Here is a 17,885-nt window from a genome sequence, read left to right as displayed (position 1 = left end):
CATTATTTTAATATGTATGATTACACCCGCTAATTTATTGGAATTAGCAATGAATTCTGTAAATACTATGAATCGAAATAAAGTATTAGATATTGAAGATCCAAAATATATTGCAGGACGATTTGATCCCGCTGAAAATCCTGAGTTTGTAAGTTTTAATTCAGATACTTCTACCTATTCGATGTTCCTAAGAACAGAAGTGTATATTGCCTTTTTAAAAATGGCAAAAGCTGCATTGAAAGATTCAATTACTTTAGGAATTGTATCGGCAACACGCAGTTTCGATTATCAAAAAGAGTTGTGGGAAAATAAATGGACCGGTAAAACACCCGTCGATGGAAAAAAATTACACTTGCAAGTAAAGGATCCCGTATTGCGTGCAAAAAAAATATTGGAATATTCGGCTCCTCCAGGTTTTTCAAGACATCATTGGGGTACAGATATCGATTTAAATTCTACAGAACCTGAGTATTTTGAAACAGAAGAAGGAAAGAAAGTGTTTGAATGGTTACAAAAGAATGCAAAACAATTTGGCTTTTGTCAAACCTATACTCCACTCGGACAATCAAGACCTACCGGATTCAATGAAGAAAAATGGCATTGGTCCTATATTTCAGTTGCAGAAAAAATTTGGAAAGCACAATTAAAAGGTTTCGAAGATCAAAAGAATTTTAGGTTTAAAGGTTATACTGCACTTAAATCATTAAATTTATTGGATTACGTTCGAAATGTAAATCATCAACATTAAATTATACTATGTCCTTAACAGAATCTAATATGTTAAAGCTTGGAATTCAAGCTCCGGATTTTAATTTACCAAATGTTGTCAATGGAAATTTAGTTTCATTGAGTGCAATGAATAATTATCAGGCATATGTCATTTTTTTTATCTGCAATCATTGCCCATATGTAATTCATATAAACCCCGAACTGATAGAATTGTGCAAAGAATATTTGAAGAAAAATGTTTGTTTTATAGGAATCAGTTCAAATGATATTTTAAAATATCCTCAGGATGGTCCAGAAAAAATGAGAGAGCATGCCATTCGGATAGGCTATCCTTTTCCCTATTTGTACGACGAAACGCAAGAAGTAGCCAAAGCATATGATGCTGCGTGCACACCAGATTTTTATATTTTTGATAATAACAAAATATTAGAATATCGGGGGCGGTTGGATGCTTCCCGGCCTAATTCAGGCACTCCGGTTACAGGCGAGGATCTTCGCAATGCACTCGATGCCGTTTTAGCAAATCAGCCAGTAGATTCAATACAATATCCTAGTATGGGTTGCAATATCAAATGGAAATAGGGTCGGCTGGGCTCATTAGGAGTTCTATTATGGAGTGGTGACCTTTTTTTAAATATAGAAAGGAAACTTAGGGCATTAAATCCCAATTGTAAATAGAAGGCTAGGAGTCATTTTAATACATATTATAATTATTTATACTTTATAAAAAATTGTAATATAATATATTATATATTACTACCCCCTTGGTGAAATCAAAATTGGTATTATTTTTGTACCTAGAAAACGAATCGATACCAATAATAATGATGCTATCTACAATTCCCCTCCGTTCCTGGTACAGCTTAATGCTTGTTTTCTTTGTTTGCTTTAATTCAAACAGGCCTATTTCTTTTCAAGAAAAGTATATTGAGCAGTTTAAATTTGTTGCTATCAATGAAATGCAACGCAGTGGTATACCTGCAAGTATTAAAATGGCACAAGGATTATTAGAATCTCAATCTGGAAGAAGCGAATTAGCTACACAAGCAAATAATCATTTTGGTATAAAATGTAAAAGCAGTTGGACCGGAAATAATTATTATCATGAAGATGATGATCGGGATAGTAGTGGAGAAATTATTCCTTCCTGTTTTAGATCCTATTCTTCAGCTATAGATTCCTATAAAGATCATTCTGATTTTTTAATGAATCGCGCTCGGTATAAAGAATTATTTAATTTTTCAAAAACAGATTATGTCTCCTGGGCTTACGGATTAAAACGTTGTGGGTATGCAACGGATCCAAGTTATGCCGAACGATTGATTAAAACGATACAAAAATACAATCTGGATTTATTGGATATACAAACAGACGCAGCAGAACCTTTGGCAATTATTTCTAATCAGACGACCAACAAAGGAGTTCAACAAAATCTAATACCAGAAGTTACGCTTAAACCATCCTTAGTTTCTAATGTAATTAAGAAAAATATAACTAAGAAAAAATATAAAAGCGGGCAAAAGAAGAAGCGGAAAATGAGAATTTAGTAACTTTGTCCTGCCAAGGTTGTCAGAGTCGAAGTAAACCAATCTCAAACCTAGACGAATGATATTAGCGTGACGAACCTACTCGCTCAATTCTTCTGATAGCTTTGGCCTTTTTTTCAACACATTCTGGTGCATTTCATGATATCCATTCCTTTGAAGAATAATGTCTTTAGCCATAAATAGAGCATGAGACATCGAAGTAGGGTCAGCTTCATTTTTTCCAGCAAGTTCAAATGCTGTTCCATGATCCGGAGACGTTCTAACAAAATTTAATCCTGCAGTATAATTGACTCCCTGATATTGGGAAATGGTTTTAAATGGGATTAATCCCTGATCATGATACATCGCAAGGATGCCGTCAAATTTGTTGAATTGACCACTTCCAAAAAAACCATCTGATGAATAGGGTCCAGCTACAAATAATCCAGCTTTTTTTGCTTCAATAATTGCCGGTCGAATAATTTCTTCATCTTCTGAACCTATTAAGCCCTCGTCTCCTGCATGCGGATTTAAGCCTAAAACTGCAATATGTGGTTTTTCAATTCCAAAATCAACCATTAAAGCTTGTTCCATAATCCTCAATTTACTTAATACGCTTTCCTTGGTGATAGCAGAAGTAACCTGGGCAATCGGAATATGCTCTGTTACAAGCCCGACTCGTATTTTGTCTGAAATCATAAACATCAGACAATCTTTTGAAGTCGATTTTTCTAATAGATATCCGGTATGACCAGAATGCTGAAATCCTGCCATTCTCATCGACATTTTATGAACAGGCCCAGTTACTAATGCATCGATTTCAGCTTTTTGAATGTCCTGGATTGCTCTATCCAATGCCAATTGAGCATATTTTCCTCCATCCGGACTCGGTTTGCCCAGCGTAATGGTTACATTGTCATTCCAGCAATTTACTAAGTTTATTCTACCAGCACGGGGTCTTTCACCTTGTCCAAGCATGTTAAAGCTTAAATTTTCAAGTTGTGCGATATTTTTATGGTAAGAAGCGATTTTTACATTTCCGTATATAATTGGAATGATGGATTTAAAAACGGTATCGTTATTTAAAGCTTTTAAAATGACTTCCAGACTAATGCTGTTGATGTCTCCGCAGGTAATTCCTATTTTTACTTTTTCCATTCTTTAATATTGAAAATCAGGGTGTGAAGATAAGCTGAAATCCACGATAAGAGGAGTTACTATAGGAAAGCAAGGATAAGATTGATGCTTTCATAAGGATAAAATTTGTTGGATAATTTAAAATATCTATAAATCAACAGATAAATTAATATATAGATAAAATAACAGATAATTTAATATATCGGCTATTTGTACTATATTTGTACAATGATTGCTGTAATAACAGGTGACCTGATCCATTCAAGGAAATTTAAAAATCCATTAGAATGGATGCTTCCATTTAAAAAATTGCTATCAGAAATCGGTTTACAACCGGAAGTATGGGAAATTTATCGGGGAGATAGTTTCCAAATTGTAGTAAAGCAGCCAGAAACGGTATTGCTGTTCGCCATTCGCTTAAAAGCAACGATTAAATGTATAAGAGGTCTGGATGTCAGAATGGGTATTGGAATCGGAACTTTAGATTACAAAGCAGCCCGAGTTAGTGAATCGAATGGAGAGGCATTTGTTTTTTCAGGTGAAAAATTTGACAGACTTAAAGTAGATAAGCAAAATTTAGCCCTTAAAACAATGTGGAACGATTTTGATAATGAAATGAATCTTTATCTTCGTCTTGCTTTAATTGTTATGGATGATTGGACGGTTAATTCTGCAGAATTTGTTAGCTTGAGTTTGCAAAATCAAAAGCGTAATCAACAAGCATTAGCGGAACTTCTTGGAATTAGTCAATCCTCGGTTAGCGAACGTCAAAAACGTGCTCATTTGCTTGAAATCTTGGATGTTGAAATGCATTTTCGAAGTAAAATTTTAAAGTTGATTCAAAGTGAATCGCTTACATCTTAATAGAATTTAATAGTAGCCTAATTAAAATTATATCTATTTGAAAAACATGATATCGTAAAATTCTACCACTTATAAATCTAAAATACATTGATCCTTTTTCTAAAACTTTTATGTGCTCATTTGGTAGGTGATTTTTTATTGCAACCAACATCCTGGATATTGCAAAAAGAAAAACTTAAAGCTAAATCTGCAAAACTATATTATCATATTTTTATACATGGTATTCTTGCTTTCATACTTCTTTGGGATCTCAGTTTATGGTATATCCCTGTTATACTTGCCATTTCACATGGTATCATAGATGTCATAAAACTGTATTTTCAGCAAGAAACAAATCGATGGACCTGGTTTATTTTAGATCAGTTAGCGCATCTGACAGTAATTGGAGCCATGAGTTATTGCTATCAGGAGATGATATATGATTTTAGTGCTTTAATTACAGAGCGGAATTTGCTACTATTCGTTGCGGGAGTTTTCCTTACGACTCCAACTTCTTTGACTATTAAAATATTTATTTCAAAATGGACTCCGCATACCTCAAATGCAGAGGATGAATCCTTAATGAATGCAGGTAAGTTTATTGGTATATTTGAAAGGCTTTTATTATTTGTTTTTGTAATGACGGGACATTGGGAAGCAATTGGTTTCCTCCTTACGGCTAAATCAGTTTTCCGGTTTGGTGATTTAAAAGAATCTGGCGACCGTAAATTGACGGAATATATTATGATTGGTACCTTATTGAGTTTTGGGATTGCAATCAGTACAGGTTTGTTATGTTCGCTTTATTTAGGAGCTTAATGTAAAACGTAGTTTGAAGTCCAATTCTAATCTTTTGACACTGAAATTCAATATATTATATTATAAGATGGTTGATTATTCCTTGGCTATTGGCTACAGGTACAGTATGAAAGCTTAAAATCTATTGAATATGTTTCAATTTTCAAGCAAGGATATTTGTTTGGTAAACTTTTCCAGGTTTAACAAATTATTTGCAAACGATTTTTTATAGTCCGATGCAATGTTCTTAAACGTTCAAAACCAGTAATTTAAGACCATCTGTTTTTAAAAACTGTCAAAATTTGAGCTGTTTTTCAACTAGTTACATCATTTTATTCTAAAAATAATTTCATAAAAAGATACTAGAAATAAGACCCGCGATTACCTTTGTGCCCGCTTCAGAAAAGAGCAAATCATTCATTAAAATTACAATAAAGTGAATACACTTAGTTACAAAACCATGCACACCAGGCCGGAAGATGTCCAGCGGAAGTGGTATGTCATCGATGCAGAAGCCCTGGTGGTAGGACGTATGTGTTCCCAAATAGCAAGTATTCTTAGGGGAAAACATAAGGTTGATTATAGTATGCATGTTGACGTTGGAGATTATGTCATCGTAATCAATGCCGAAAAAGTTCGTTTTACAGGAAAGAAATTAGACGATAAGGTATATCTGACCTATAGTGGCTATCCTGGAGGACAAAAAAGTATTACCCCACGCCAAATGTTGGCTAAACATCCAACCCGGGTTGTAGAAACTGCAGTCCGTAAAATGTTGCCAAAGAATAAATTGGGTGATGCAATGTTTAGAAAATTATTTGTTTATGATGGTCCGGGGCATGTACATCAAGCTCAGAAACCTGAACCTTATACTATTTAATCTATGGAAATGATTAACGCAATTGGCAGAAGAAAAGCCGCTGTAGCCAGGGTTTATTTTCGCAAAGGAACTGCTGCAACATCAGAAGTTACCATAAATGGCCGAGCCTTAAATGAATACTTCCCCATAAAAGACATTGCTCAAAAAGTAATGGATCCAATTCAAACGATCGGTGGAGAAGTTACTTATTCTATTTCTGCAGTCATTAAAGGAGGTGGATTAAAAGGACAGGCAGAAGCACTTCGATTGGCAATATCCAGAGCATTTTGCAAAATCGATTTGGAAAATCGTCCGGTACTAAAGGAAAAGAAATTTTTAACAAGAGATGCGCGTGAAGTTGAACGTAAAAAATTCGGTTTACGAAAAGCACGTCGTAGTTCACAGTTTAGTAAGCGTTAATCTTTTTACTTTTTTAATTTTTCGAAAATCATGGAAAAACCTAGTTATAATCAATTGTTGGAAGCCAATGTTCATTTTGGCCATCTTCGTAAAAAATGGAATCCAAAAATGCGTCAGTTCATTTTTAAAGAACACAAAGGCGTACATTTAATAGATTTGAATCGGACTGCTGAATGTTTGGAAAAAGCAGGTCAGGCAATGAAGCAAATAGCAAAATCTGGTAAAAAAATAATGTTTGTTGCAACCAAAAAACAAGCGAGAGATATTATTGCAGATGCTGCAAAAAGTGTCAACATGCCATTCGTAACCGATAGATGGTTAGGAGGGATGATGACAAACTTTACAACGATTCGTCGTTCTGTAAAAAAAATGAACAATATTGATCGGATGCTTGCAGACGGAACGGTTACCAATATTACAAAAAAGGAACGATTAACTTTAAGCAGGGAACGCGATAAAATGGAACGTGTATTTGGTGGTATTTCAGCACTAAATAGATTGCCATCTGCCGTATTTATAGTTGATATATTAAATGAGCATCTTGCTGTAGACGAAGCAGAACGTTTAGGCATTCGTACATTTGCAATGGTAGATACGAATAGTGATCCAAATCTTGTGGATTTTCCAATTCCAGCGAATGATGATTCTTCTAAATCTATTGCTATTATCACAAAATATATGGTAGATGCAATTCGCGAAGGTTTAGAAGAGCGAAATGCAGAAGTAAAAGAAGAAAATAATTAATCAAATAAGTTTAGTTTTTAAATAATACAATATGAGTTTTACATTATCAGCAGCAGATGTTAAAAATTTGAGAGAAGCGACCGGTGCAGGTATGATGGATTGCAAAGCTGCGTTAACGGAAGCGGAAGGTGATTTTGAAAAAGCAATTGAAGTGCTTCGTAAGAAAGGTCAAAAACTTTCAGTGAAACGTGCTGATCGCGAAGCAAAGGAAGGTACCGTTATTGCAAAAGTGAATGATTCTAAAACCAAAGGGATCGTAGTTAAATTAAGTAGTGAAACAGACTTTGTATCTAAAAATGAAGATTTCATAAATACTACAAAAAAAATTGCAGATATCGCATTGGCAACATTTCCAGAAAATTTGGATGCACTGTTGAATCAGACATTTGATGGAAATACAAGTGTAGGTGAAAAAGTTACTGACATGGTAGCAGCCATCGGTGAAAAAATTGAATTAAGCAATTATGAAAAGCTGGAAGCGCCACAAGTGGAAAGCTATATTCACATGGGAAATAAAGCAGGAGTGCTCGTTGGATTGAATAAAGCCAGTGACACTTATACAGACGCAGGTCGTGATGTTGCTATGCAAGTTGCAGCCATGAAACCAGTTGCACTAGATAAATCCGATGTAGATCCAAGTATCATAGAAAAGGAAATTGAAATTGGAAAAGAACAAGCACGTGCAGAAGGAAAGCCAGAAGCAATGCTTGAAAAAATAGCTTTAGGAAAGCTGGAAAAATTCTATAAAGAAAATACGCTGTTACATCAACAATTTGTGAAAGATGGTGGACAAACTATTTCAAGTTATTTGAAATCAATTGATAAGGATCTTACAGTAATAGGATTCAAACATGTCAAATTAGGATAAAATTTTAAAAAGCGAATGATTTTTCATTCGCTTTTTTTTTGTTCCAGCTAGTTTGTTATTAAAAATTCTAAATAATGGAAGATCTTTTTCACCGATTGGTGAATTGAATTTTAATCTTGAAATTTCTTTCTTTGACAAAATGCAATGGTATTCACTTTATAGGAATTATATTGCAAACGTATTTTAAAAGTTTATGCGCATTTATTAAAACTAAATTTGAAACCATGTCCAAATACAAACGTATCTTATTGAAATTAAGTGGCGAAGCATTAATGGGTGAGCAAAAATATGGTATTGAACCTTCCATGTTGAAATATTATGCTCAGCAAATCAAGATGGCCGTTTCACATAAAATCGAATTGGCAGTGGTTATAGGTGGTGGGAATATATTTAGAGGAATGGATGGAGAAGGTTCCGGAATCGAACGAGCACAAGGTGACTATATGGGAATGTTGGCAACTTGTATTAATGGAATGGCTTTACAAAGTGCTCTTGAAACCCTGGGCGTTTATACAAGATTAATTTCTGCTATAGAAATGCGGCAAATTGCAGAACCGTATATCCGAAGAAGGGCAATCCGTCATTTAGAAAAGGGACGGGTTCTTATCTTTTCTGCAGGAACTGGTAACCCCTATTTTACAACAGATTCTGCAGCTGCTTTAAGAGCGAGTGAAATCAATGCTGAGGTTATCCTAAAAGCAACCCGGGTTGATGGTATCTATGATAAAGATCCTTTAAAACATAAAGATGCCGTAAGATTTGATCAGTTAAGTTTTACAGAAGTAATATCCCGTGGTCTTCAAGTAATGGATATGACTGCTTTCACAATGTGCAAAGAAAATCAAATGCCCATTATAGTTTTTGATGTAAATCAAGAATCTAATTTTGAGCGAATTATTAAAGGAGAAAGAATTGGTACCCTCGTAAGTTAATTTAGCCTGTCACCCAAACTTACTGTTGAATTGAAATCTGTTTTAAAACATTAACATTCTAATATAATTTCGAATGTATAAGCTGAATGGTATATTCAATTCAAAGCTTATCTTGAATTTTTTGGAAAATTTTATTTTGCTTTTTTAAGCAAGATAAAATTTGCAAGCTTCTATATTTTACGACCCTTTCAAAAGTAGGCTTGATGCAAAATAAAATTTCCCAAAAATAAAATATTATTAGAGTCTAAAAGTTAAACCAATTCCACTTTTGTTATTTTGATGGAAATGACATCTGCTTTTAAATTCATATTTCAAATGAATTTAAAAATTAAGCACAGGCACTAATTACGCCACCGATAAGGATCATACATGCTGTCCAAAAACCTGCATTAATAAGGATATATTTAAAGCTTCTTTGTTCGAACATTGCATTTACGGATACAATCGGGAATGCAATTAAAATACCTCCGATCATTCCATGTAATGCACCATGTTTAAAGGTTCTGAATTCATTTCCATATTTGTTGAGAAAGTCGAGGTAATACGTATTGACTTCTGATCCCTCTACTCCAAAACCGGGTATATTCATCAAACTTGACATCATATGGGTTTGATGAATGACCATCGTTAACATGGCGGCTGAGAGAAAAATACCTAATAATAAGGTAACACCAAAAATCAATGCCATATTGGATTGCTTGGCTTTTTCTTCAGATACACCCGCTAATTGTATCCAAATCGTTCCAAAAACCTTTGGATGATACCAAATAAAACCTAAGATAAGCGGGATAAAACCAGCTCCTAATACTACTAACCAGTTGATTGACATATGTTTTGTTTTAATTGAATGAAAGTTAAAGATAATAAAGGGATGGATATTGATGGATAAATTTGAATTTAATCATATTATAAAAATATTATATATAATCTTTACCTTCGCAGATTGAATACAAAAAATGATTTATTATATTAAAGGTCCGATTATAGCGCGTCACCCAACCTATGTGATCGTGGAAGCAAATGGTGTAGGGTATCAGATTTTTATAAGTTTGAATACCTATAGTCAATTAGAAGGTTTAAAAGAAGCGAAGGTTTTGACTCATTTTATTGTAAAAGAAGATGGGCAACACTTATATGGATTTGGCACAGAAGAAGAAAGGCAATTATTTGTGCTTTTGATTTCTGTAAATGGGGTAGGTCCAAATACAGCCAGATTAATTTTATCATCGCTTGAACCGGAAGCTATAAAAATGGCCATAATTCATAAGGATGATCTCGTTTTTAGAAAAATTAAAGGAGTTGGCCCAAAAACAGCCCAACGTATTTTAATTGACTTGTATGATAAAATCGGGAAAGAAGCGGGTTCTGAAACCGCCTTTGGAGCAGTATCCAGTCGTTCTACAGCCCGACTTGAGGCAATTTCGGCTTTAGTGGCTCTAGGATTTGGACGATCAAATATTGATCAGGTTTTCAAAAATTTAGCAGAAGCAAACGATCCGGACATCCCGGTAGAAGATTTGATAAAATTGGCATTAAAAAAATTAGCCTGAAATACTGTAAAACATACCTTTGTGCCAATTTCTACGTTATAGTCAGGCGGTTTTTCTTAATGATTTATTTGATTTGATTTATGAATAGTGTGGAACGTATAACATTTATAGTGGGTTTTACTCTTTTAGTTTTTTGGAATTTGGTTGCAGGTGGACACCAATTGCCTGACTGGGAGCAGCCTTCCACGGTATCTGTGCAAGACACGATCCCATTAAAAGATCGTCCAGGAAATTTTGTGGATGATCCAAAAGACAATCCCTTTGATCTTAAAGACCCTAAAGTAATTGACCAAAAAATTGAATACGATCCTGAAACCGGTGAATATAATGTCAGTGAAAAAATTGGGGACGATTATTATCGCCCGTCTTCTAATCTAACATTTACTGAATTTCTAAATTTTAAAGCACGTCAACAAGATCAGGAATATCTTAAAAACTTAGCGGGCATTTCTACAACAAAAAGAAATTATGCAAGTATTGTAGATCCAATCAGTAAAATTGATTTAAAGAAAAATCTTGCAGACCGTTTATTTGGAGGCTTTGGAATCGATATTAAACCTCAAGGATCTATCGGTTTTACGCTAGGGGCTAATTATTCATACACCGCAAATCCTCAAATTCCAGAAAGACAACGAAGACAATTGACGCCTGATTTTGATATGGATATTCGGATGGATGTCACCGGAAATATTGGAGACAAATTAAAGTTAAATACAAATTACGATACAAAAGCGGCTTTTGATTTTGAGAATAAACTCAAACTTGCCTATGATTCTGAAAAATTTTCGGAAGATGATATTATTAAAAAAATAGAAGCAGGGAATGTGAGTTTACCATTGCGTACAAATCTTATTCAGGGTTCTCAAAATTTATTTGGTTTTAAAACGGATTGGCAATTTGGACATTTAAGATTAACCGGATTGATTTCCCAACAAAAATCAAAGCAAGAAAATATTCAAACTAAAGGTGGAGGTGTATTTCAGGAGTATGAAGTTCGTCCTGACCAATATGATGAAAACCGACATTTTTTTCTAAGCCATTATAATCGAAATTCTTATGAAATTGCATTGGCTAATTTACCAGAGATCAATAGTCAATTTAAAATTAAAAATATTGAAGTCTGGTTAACAGAAGATGCGCAAAATAGTCGGGAAACTGAACTCAGAGATATCGTAGCATTAAATGATCTTGGAGTAGCGGAAGCCGAATTATTTGATATGGGAATCACAAGTGCAGCACGTTTTTTGCCGGGCAGCGCTGTTTCAAAAGACAAGTCTGGAGCTTTAGTTCCATCAAATACTTCAAATACTTTACTGGATCAAATTTTAATTAATGATCAGGCAAGAGATTTAAATAAAGTAGTTCGTTATTTATCAGATCCTAATGGTTTAAATTTAAAACAGGGACGCGACTTTGAAAAAGTAAGGGCTAAACGTTTAAGTCCAAATGAATATAGCTACAATGCAGAATTAGGATTTATATCATTGCGTTCAAGGCCAAGACCTAATCAGGTGCTTGCTGTTTCTTATCAATATTTGCAGAATGGTCGTGAAATCGATCCTAGAACTGGAGCCATCTATAAAGTAGGTGAAATGAGTTCAGATGTTAAATCCGATTCCTTAAGTTATAAAGTGATTTTTGTTAAAATGCTAAAATCATCTGGTCAACGCACAGATTTACCATCCTACAAACTCATGATGAAAAACGTGTATCCCACGGGTGGATTTAATCTGAATCAAGATGATTTTACCATGGACCTTTATTATGAAGATCAGGATGGAATTGCAAAAAGATACATTCAGGAAATTGATGGTTATCCATTATTAAATTTATTTAATATGGATTTTTTAAATAAAACAAATGATCCGCAACCAGATGGAGTGTTTGATTTTATTCCCGGGCAAACAGTAATTCCTCCAAGTGGTGCTGTTATTTTTCCTGTATTGGAACCCTTTGGATCTTCATTTAAAAAATTGCTCGCTAAAGTTGTAAAGAACCCAACACTTGAAGATGCTATTTATAAAAAGTATAATTATGAATCATTATATGACACTTCAATAACCGCAGCCAGAAGAGATTTAAAATCAAATCAGTTTTTAATAAAAGGAAGTTACAAATCAGGGAAGTCAAATGAAATTCCATTAAACACATTTAATTTAGATCCAAATGCAAGGGTCATTGTAAGTGCAGGATCCTTAACTTTAAATGAAGGTTCAGATTATATTGTCGATCGGAATTTAGGAAAAGTTACCATCTTAAATGAAGCATTATTACAATCTGGAGTACCAATCAATGTAAAATTTGAAGACAATTCTTTATTTAGTTTTCAAACGAAGACAATGATTGGATTGAGAGCTGAATATTCAAAACGTAAAGATTTATCTATTGGTGCTACATATATGCACCTTTTTGAAAAGCCATTCACTGAAAAAGTAAATATTGGCGAAGATCCTATCAATAATCGGGTCGTTGGATTGGATTTTAATATCAATCGGAAAGCTCCCTGGATGACCAGATTTTTGGATAAACTTCCTTTATATTCCACAAAGGAAGCTTCTAGTTGGACCTTGCAAGCAGAAGCAGCAGCCCTGATACCAGGTCACTCAAAAGCAATCAATCAACAAGGCAGTGAAGGCGGAGTGGTGTATATTGATGATTTTGAAGGAAGCTCTTCCGGAATTGGTTTAGGCTATAATGTTTCTCAATGGATTTTAGCATCCGCTCCACAAGGTTTAAGTGACCCTTCATTTGCCGGATCAGATATTTATGATAATGTGATCAGCAATGCAAATCGCGCACTCGTGAGTTGGTATCGAATTGATGAATACGCACGTACAAATACATCCAGTTCGCAGAATTCTTATACAAGATTAGTTGATGAAACTGAAATTTTTCCAAATAAACAACGTCCCATTGGATTTAGTACAGAGTTAACTTTTGATATTAGTTATTACCCAAAAGAAAAAGGACCTTATAATTTTGATGTAAATGGAGGATTGACAGGTACTGATATTAATGGGAATACAGTAACTACATTTGGAATTGATGGATCCAATAAATTATTGAGTCCTGAAACGCGCTGGGGTGGTTTAATGACCCGTTTAAATACAAATGATTTTGAAGCAAATAATGTCGAGTATATCGATTTTTGGATGCTAAATCCATTTTTAGCAAAACCTAATCCAAATGAACCGGTAACCAATTCTGGTAAAATGTATTTTCAATTAGGAAATTTCTCAGAAGATATTTTAAAAGATGGAAAACAACAATTTGAACATGGTTTGCCAACAACTTCATTAAATCTTCCAGTTGACTATAGTGTTTTTGGAAAAATCGCAAGAGTACCTCCACTTACAAGTAGTTTTGATGTAAATGACCGGGAACAACAGGATTTAGGATATGACGGACTTAACAGCTCATCAAACATTGTAAATAAAGATGAAGCCATTATTTTTTCTGATTATATATCAAAGCAAAAAGCATTTTTGGATCCTAGAATTTTACCCACTGTAATTAATGATCCTGCGAATGATGATTATGTTTCTTATCGTTCCAATTCTTTTACCGGTGGGGAAACAGTACTTGATAAATACAAACGATATAATATGCCTGAAGGGAATGGGCAAATTGAAACGGACAATAATCAATCAACCGCTTATACCGGTTATCCAGATCAAGAAGATTTGAATTACGATAAATCTTTAAATGAAATAGAGTCTTATTATAATTATGAAATTCCGATCGAAAGGACGCCTGATTTTAAAATTGCTTTTGATCCATCTTCTCCTACAAATTATATAACAGACACAGTTATCGTACGACCTGCAAATTCAAATGAAGATGAAGTATGGTATCGCTTTAGAATACCCGTAAAGTCTGGAAAAGCCGTTGGACAAATAAATGATTTTCGTTCGATATTATCGATGCGAATTTTATTTGCTGGATTTGATCAATCGGTAACGTTTCGATTAATTAAATTTCAATTAGGTCGAAACTCCTGGAGGAAATATAAAGATTACTGTACTGGTATTGATGATGGAAATAAAAGTTTGATTTTAGATAAAGTGGATATAGAAGAAAATTCTGGTAAAACACCATTTAATTATAAGACGCCACCAGGAATTCAAAGAGAACGATTTTACAGTACACAGTATGCCGATATTCAACAAAATGAATCTTCCTTATTATTGCGTAAAGAAGATTTATTAGCGGGCTGTGAAAATTCTATTTATAAAATTCTGGATCTTGATATTAGAAAATACAAGCGGATTAAAATGTTTGTACATGGGGAATCTATTAAATCAGAAAATGTAGATAAAGTCTGTGTATTCATGAGATTAGGAAAAGATTTTACAAATAATTATTATGAGTATGAAATTCCATTAGCCTATTCTGATAAAAATTTTCCGGCTGATCAGGATTCCATCTGGCTTAAAAGAAATGATTTTGATTTTCCATTGCAATTATTGGTGGATTTAAAAAACAAAAGGGACAATGATCCATCGGGTGATTTAGCAACCTTATATGAAATTTCCGATCCAGAACGACCTGATAATAAAGTTAGAGTCATTGGTAATCCAACGATTGGATTGGTGCGCGGTGCATTATTAGGAGTTCGCAATAAAAACACAGCCACGGTGCAGGATATTGAAGTTTGGTTTAATGAACTTCGATTAACAGGACTTGAAGAAAAAGGAGGATTTGCAGCGCTTGCCAGAGCTGAAATTCAATTAGCCGATTTAGGGAATGTAAGTTTAGCAGGTAATTTTTCAACCGTAGGTTGGGGAGGAATTGATCAGAAATTAGCGCAACGTGCTACGGATGAAACAAAGCAAATAGACGCTACAGTCAATCTTGCTTTGGACAAATTTATTCCTGAAAAAATTGGCATTCGATTGCCATTTTCTGCGCAAGTATCCCATATTACGAAAACACCTGAATACGATCCGAATCATACAGATATAAAATTGAAAGATCGGATCAATTCAGCAACAACCGAGGCAAAAAAGGATTCTATTAGAGACCAGGCAATAGATTATACCGATATTAAAAGTTTTGCATTTAATAATGTTCGGAAAGAGCGCAAAGGAAGTAGCAAGCCGAAACCTTGGGACATCGAAAATTTTTCATTAAGTTATGCACAATCGGTTTCGACAAAACACAATCCGATTATTGCGCTGGATAAATTGAAATCACAACAAGGTGGAATCGATTATAATTTTGCACTTACTCCAAAATATATTGAGCCATTTAAAAAATTAATCACAAACAAAAATTTGAAATTATTAGGTGAATTTAATTTTAATTTAATTCCAAATTCTTTTTCAGTTAGAAATGGCCTGGATCGAAAAAATGCGGTGCGTACTTATAGATTCGCAGCACCAAAATACAGTACCTGGGAAGATCGTAAGTTTAGCTGGAATCGAGATTATAGTTTAGCCTGGGATTTTACGAAATCGCTAAAGTTTAATTTCAGCGCTCGAAACGAGGCAGCGGTTGATGAAATCACGTATAATCCATTGCGACAAGATTGTATTGATCCGATTACAGGTTTAGCGTATCCATGTGATGAACGCAGTAAATATGTTGCAAAAAATTTAAGAAACTTTGGGCGAACAAAAGATTACAAGCATAATTTTACATTGGCATATGCAGTTCCGACAAGGTTGATTCCATTTCTTGATTTTGTAACCATAAGAACACAATACACAGCAAATTATAATTGGTCTGCGGGTTCATTAAACAGTATCGATTCTTTAGGTTCTGTTATTAGTAATGGACAAAATATAAGTATTACGAATGAACTTAATTTCACAACACTCTATAATAAATCTAAATTTTTAAGAAAGTATTCGGGTGAAGGTGCTTCTTCCGGTAGATTTAGACCTGCCGCTAAAACAAAAGAGAGCGCGAAACCAGAAGATGGTGAGAAAACGAAGAAGAAAAAAGAAACTTCCGAAAAAGTGGATCCTTTAACCAAAATTGCATTAACTCCAATTTTAATGCTTAAGAGAATTCAGCTTAATTTTTCTCAAAATAGGACGACCTCTATTCCTGGATTTATGGAAAAAAGTAATTTGTTAGGAATGAGTAAGAATTTCACAGCACCAGGCTGGGACTTTATTGCAGGAAATCAGGTAGATTTTGGTAAGAATGGTTGGTTGGATCGCGCAGCAGAAAAAGGTTGGATTTCTACAAATTGTTATTTTAATAAAGAAATGATTCAACGGAAATCAAATACGATTGGTGCTAAAATAAAATTAGAACCATTCAAAGATTTTAGTATTGATTTAAATTTGGATAGAAGTTACACAAAGGATCTGGCAGAAACATTTAAATTGGATTCTGTTTTCGGAACGAATGATATGGCTTTTCAACATTTTACACCTTTTGAAAATGGGCAATATAGTATTTCGTATGTTTCGCTTCAAACTATTTTTAGTGATCTTGATGCAGTGTTTGAACGCTTTAGCAAGTCTCGTCCTATTATCTCAAAGAGAGTAGCGGATCGACTTGGGGTTAGAAATTTAAGTCCATTTGATCCAAACTATTACGATGGTTTCCAGGGGGATCACATTGATGTGGTGAGTCCGGCGTTTTTAGCAGCGTATACCAATAAGGATCCCAATAGTTTTAATCTTGATTTATTTAATACATTTCCATTGCCAAACTGGCAGATTAATTATACAGGTTTAAGTAGACTTGGTGTTTTTAAAGATATTTTTCAGGATTTCTCCATAAGACACGGTTATAAAAATACCTTGACCGTGAATTCATTTAGAACGAATCTGGATTATAGAACCAACAATAATGAATTGCCAATTAGTAGAAGAGGAAATGAATTAAAAGCTTCTTACCATTCAAAATATGAGGTTCCGGAAATGGTGATTAATGAACAATTTGCGCCTTTATTGGGTATTAATATTAAAGCAAAAAATGGGATTGAATTAGGGCTTGATTTAAATAAAAATAGAAACCTGAAACTCCAAAATGGAATTGAAGGTCAACTTCTTGAAACCAAAGCAACTAATTATACAATTAAAGCAGGCTATGTAATTAAAGATGTTATTATATCCTGGCTTCCTGGAATGAAAGCATTAAATAAGGGTGTAAATTTTAAGAAGAAGAAAAGTAAGTCTAAGAGTAAACAAACCGAAGAACAACAAAATGCAAGTACACCAAAAGGAAATGATCTGGAATTTACTTTTGATTTTGGTATCACAGATAATATTACCAAAATCCATAGATTGGATGTAAATATTAAAAGTCAACCAATAAGTGGTGCAAAGCAAATAAGTTTCACGCCGGCTGTTAAGTATAGCATGAATAAGAATTTAAATGTCCGTTTATTCTGTGATTACCGAAAGACCATTCCGTATGTTCAGAATCAATATAAAGATGTCCGGATTAATGGAGGCTTAACCATTATGTATACACTAAATTAGAAATAAATTTTTATAGCGTGAATGCAGATTTATA

At 34.0% G+C, this 17,885-nt stretch carries 14 protein-coding genes; 12 read left to right on the top strand and 2 right to left on the bottom strand.

Going from position 1 to position 17,885, the window contains the following annotated elements; translation table 11 throughout:
• Positions 1-16: 16 nt before the first annotated feature.
• From IPO86_01270 to IPO86_01260, 3 genes are all read left to right on the top strand, one after another.
• Positions 17-748, top strand: a complete 732-nt coding sequence (locus tag IPO86_01270) for a M15 family metallopeptidase (protein ID MBK9726727.1) — start codon at positions 17-19, stop codon at positions 746-748.
• A gap of 8 nt (positions 749-756) precedes the next feature.
• Positions 757-1,311, top strand: a complete 555-nt coding sequence (locus IPO86_01265; protein ID MBK9726726.1) for a thioredoxin family protein — start codon at positions 757-759, stop codon at positions 1,309-1,311.
• 284 nt (positions 1,312-1,595) lie between these two features.
• Positions 1,596-2,276 carry a glucosaminidase domain-containing protein gene (locus IPO86_01260; protein ID MBK9726725.1) on the top strand — a complete coding sequence of 227 codons (681 nt, stop codon included), beginning with the start codon at positions 1,596-1,598 and terminating at the stop codon, positions 2,274-2,276.
• A 78-nt stretch (positions 2,277-2,354) separates the two neighbouring features.
• Here IPO86_01260 and pdxA read toward each other — a convergent pair whose 3' ends face one another.
• Complete coding sequence (gene pdxA, locus IPO86_01255; GenBank protein ID MBK9726724.1) at positions 2,355-3,413, bottom strand: 4-hydroxythreonine-4-phosphate dehydrogenase PdxA; 1,059 nt, start codon at positions 3,411-3,413, stop codon at positions 2,355-2,357.
• A gap of 207 nt (positions 3,414-3,620) precedes the next feature.
• On the opposite strand from pdxA, the gene IPO86_01250 reads away from it, so the two are divergent.
• The 7 genes from IPO86_01250 to IPO86_01220 all read left to right on the top strand — a co-directional run bounded on the left by IPO86_01250 (position 3,621) and on the right by IPO86_01220 (position 8,856).
• Complete coding sequence (locus IPO86_01250) at positions 3,621-4,256, top strand: transcriptional regulator (protein MBK9726723.1); 636 nt, start codon at positions 3,621-3,623, stop codon at positions 4,254-4,256.
• An 87-nt stretch (positions 4,257-4,343) separates the two neighbouring features.
• Entirely contained in the window at positions 4,344-5,054 is a 711-nt protein-coding gene (locus IPO86_01245; GenBank protein ID MBK9726722.1) for a DUF3307 domain-containing protein, read from the top strand.
• A 439-nt stretch (positions 5,055-5,493) separates the two neighbouring features.
• Positions 5,494-5,913, top strand: a complete 420-nt coding sequence (rplM, locus tag IPO86_01240; GenBank protein ID MBK9726721.1) for a 50S ribosomal protein L13 — start codon at positions 5,494-5,496, stop codon at positions 5,911-5,913.
• Positions 5,914-5,916: 3 nt separating this feature from the next.
• A complete protein-coding gene (rpsI, locus tag IPO86_01235) occupies positions 5,917-6,312 on the top strand; it encodes a 30S ribosomal protein S9 (protein MBK9726720.1) in 396 nt (131 codons plus the stop codon).
• 30 nt (positions 6,313-6,342) lie between these two features.
• Positions 6,343-7,056: a 30S ribosomal protein S2 gene (rpsB, locus tag IPO86_01230; protein MBK9726719.1), complete on the top strand. Its 714-nt coding sequence runs from the start codon at positions 6,343-6,345 to the stop codon at positions 7,054-7,056.
• 31 nt (positions 7,057-7,087) lie between these two features.
• The gene (locus IPO86_01225; protein ID MBK9726718.1) at positions 7,088-7,924 is read left to right on the top strand and encodes an elongation factor Ts; all 837 of its coding nucleotides are present in this window, start codon (positions 7,088-7,090) and stop codon (positions 7,922-7,924) included.
• A gap of 224 nt (positions 7,925-8,148) precedes the next feature.
• On the top strand, positions 8,149-8,856 hold the full coding sequence (locus IPO86_01220) for a UMP kinase (protein MBK9726717.1): 708 nt from the start codon (positions 8,149-8,151) through the stop codon (positions 8,854-8,856).
• 328 nt (positions 8,857-9,184) lie between these two features.
• On the opposite strand, the gene IPO86_01215 is transcribed toward IPO86_01220, so the two are convergent.
• Positions 9,185-9,685 carry a DUF1761 domain-containing protein gene (locus IPO86_01215; GenBank protein MBK9726716.1) on the bottom strand — a complete coding sequence of 167 codons (501 nt, stop codon included), beginning with the start codon at positions 9,683-9,685 and terminating at the stop codon, positions 9,185-9,187.
• Between the two features lie 127 nt (positions 9,686-9,812).
• Here IPO86_01215 and ruvA point away from each other — a divergent pair, with 127 nt between their 5' ends.
• Positions 9,813-10,406, top strand: coding sequence for a Holliday junction branch migration protein RuvA (ruvA, locus tag IPO86_01210; GenBank protein ID MBK9726715.1), 594 nt, complete (start codon positions 9,813-9,815; stop codon positions 10,404-10,406).
• An 80-nt stretch (positions 10,407-10,486) separates the two neighbouring features.
• Positions 10,487-17,851, top strand: coding sequence for a cell surface protein SprA (gene sprA / locus IPO86_01205; GenBank protein MBK9726714.1), 7,365 nt, complete (start codon positions 10,487-10,489; stop codon positions 17,849-17,851).
• Positions 17,852-17,885 lie beyond the last annotated feature (34 nt).

The organism is Saprospiraceae bacterium (assembly GCA_016717265.1).
Taxonomy (GTDB): domain Bacteria; phylum Bacteroidota; class Bacteroidia; order Chitinophagales; family Saprospiraceae; genus Vicinibacter.
The sequence above is the reverse complement of the archived record's forward strand: the minus strand, read 5'-3'. Positions and strand labels throughout refer to the sequence as shown.

Excerpts from the sequence above, each read along its gene's own strand:
- IPO86_01270 (MBK9726727.1), top strand. The coding sequence starts at position 17 with ATGATTACACCCGCTAATTTATTGGAATTAGCAATGAATTCTGTAAAT.
- IPO86_01265 (MBK9726726.1), top strand. The coding sequence starts at position 757 with ATGTCCTTAACAGAATCTAATATGTTAAAGCTTGGAATTCAAGCTCCG.
- IPO86_01260 (MBK9726725.1), top strand. The coding sequence starts at position 1,596 with ATGCTTGTTTTCTTTGTTTGCTTTAATTCAAACAGGCCTATTTCTTTT.
- pdxA (MBK9726724.1), bottom strand. The coding sequence starts at position 3,413 with ATGGAAAAAGTAAAAATAGGAATTACCTGCGGAGACATCAACAGCATT.
- IPO86_01250 (MBK9726723.1), top strand. The coding sequence starts at position 3,621 with ATGATTGCTGTAATAACAGGTGACCTGATCCATTCAAGGAAATTTAAA.
- rplM (MBK9726721.1), top strand. The coding sequence starts at position 5,494 with ATGCACACCAGGCCGGAAGATGTCCAGCGGAAGTGGTATGTCATCGAT.
- rpsI (MBK9726720.1), top strand. The coding sequence starts at position 5,917 with ATGGAAATGATTAACGCAATTGGCAGAAGAAAAGCCGCTGTAGCCAGG.
- rpsB (MBK9726719.1), top strand. The coding sequence starts at position 6,343 with ATGGAAAAACCTAGTTATAATCAATTGTTGGAAGCCAATGTTCATTTT.
- IPO86_01225 (MBK9726718.1), top strand. The coding sequence starts at position 7,088 with ATGAGTTTTACATTATCAGCAGCAGATGTTAAAAATTTGAGAGAAGCG.
- IPO86_01220 (MBK9726717.1), top strand. The coding sequence starts at position 8,149 with ATGTCCAAATACAAACGTATCTTATTGAAATTAAGTGGCGAAGCATTA.
- IPO86_01215 (MBK9726716.1), bottom strand. The coding sequence starts at position 9,685 with ATGTCAATCAACTGGTTAGTAGTATTAGGAGCTGGTTTTATCCCGCTT.
- ruvA (MBK9726715.1), top strand. The coding sequence starts at position 9,813 with ATGATTTATTATATTAAAGGTCCGATTATAGCGCGTCACCCAACCTAT.
- sprA (MBK9726714.1), top strand. The coding sequence starts at position 10,487 with ATGAATAGTGTGGAACGTATAACATTTATAGTGGGTTTTACTCTTTTA.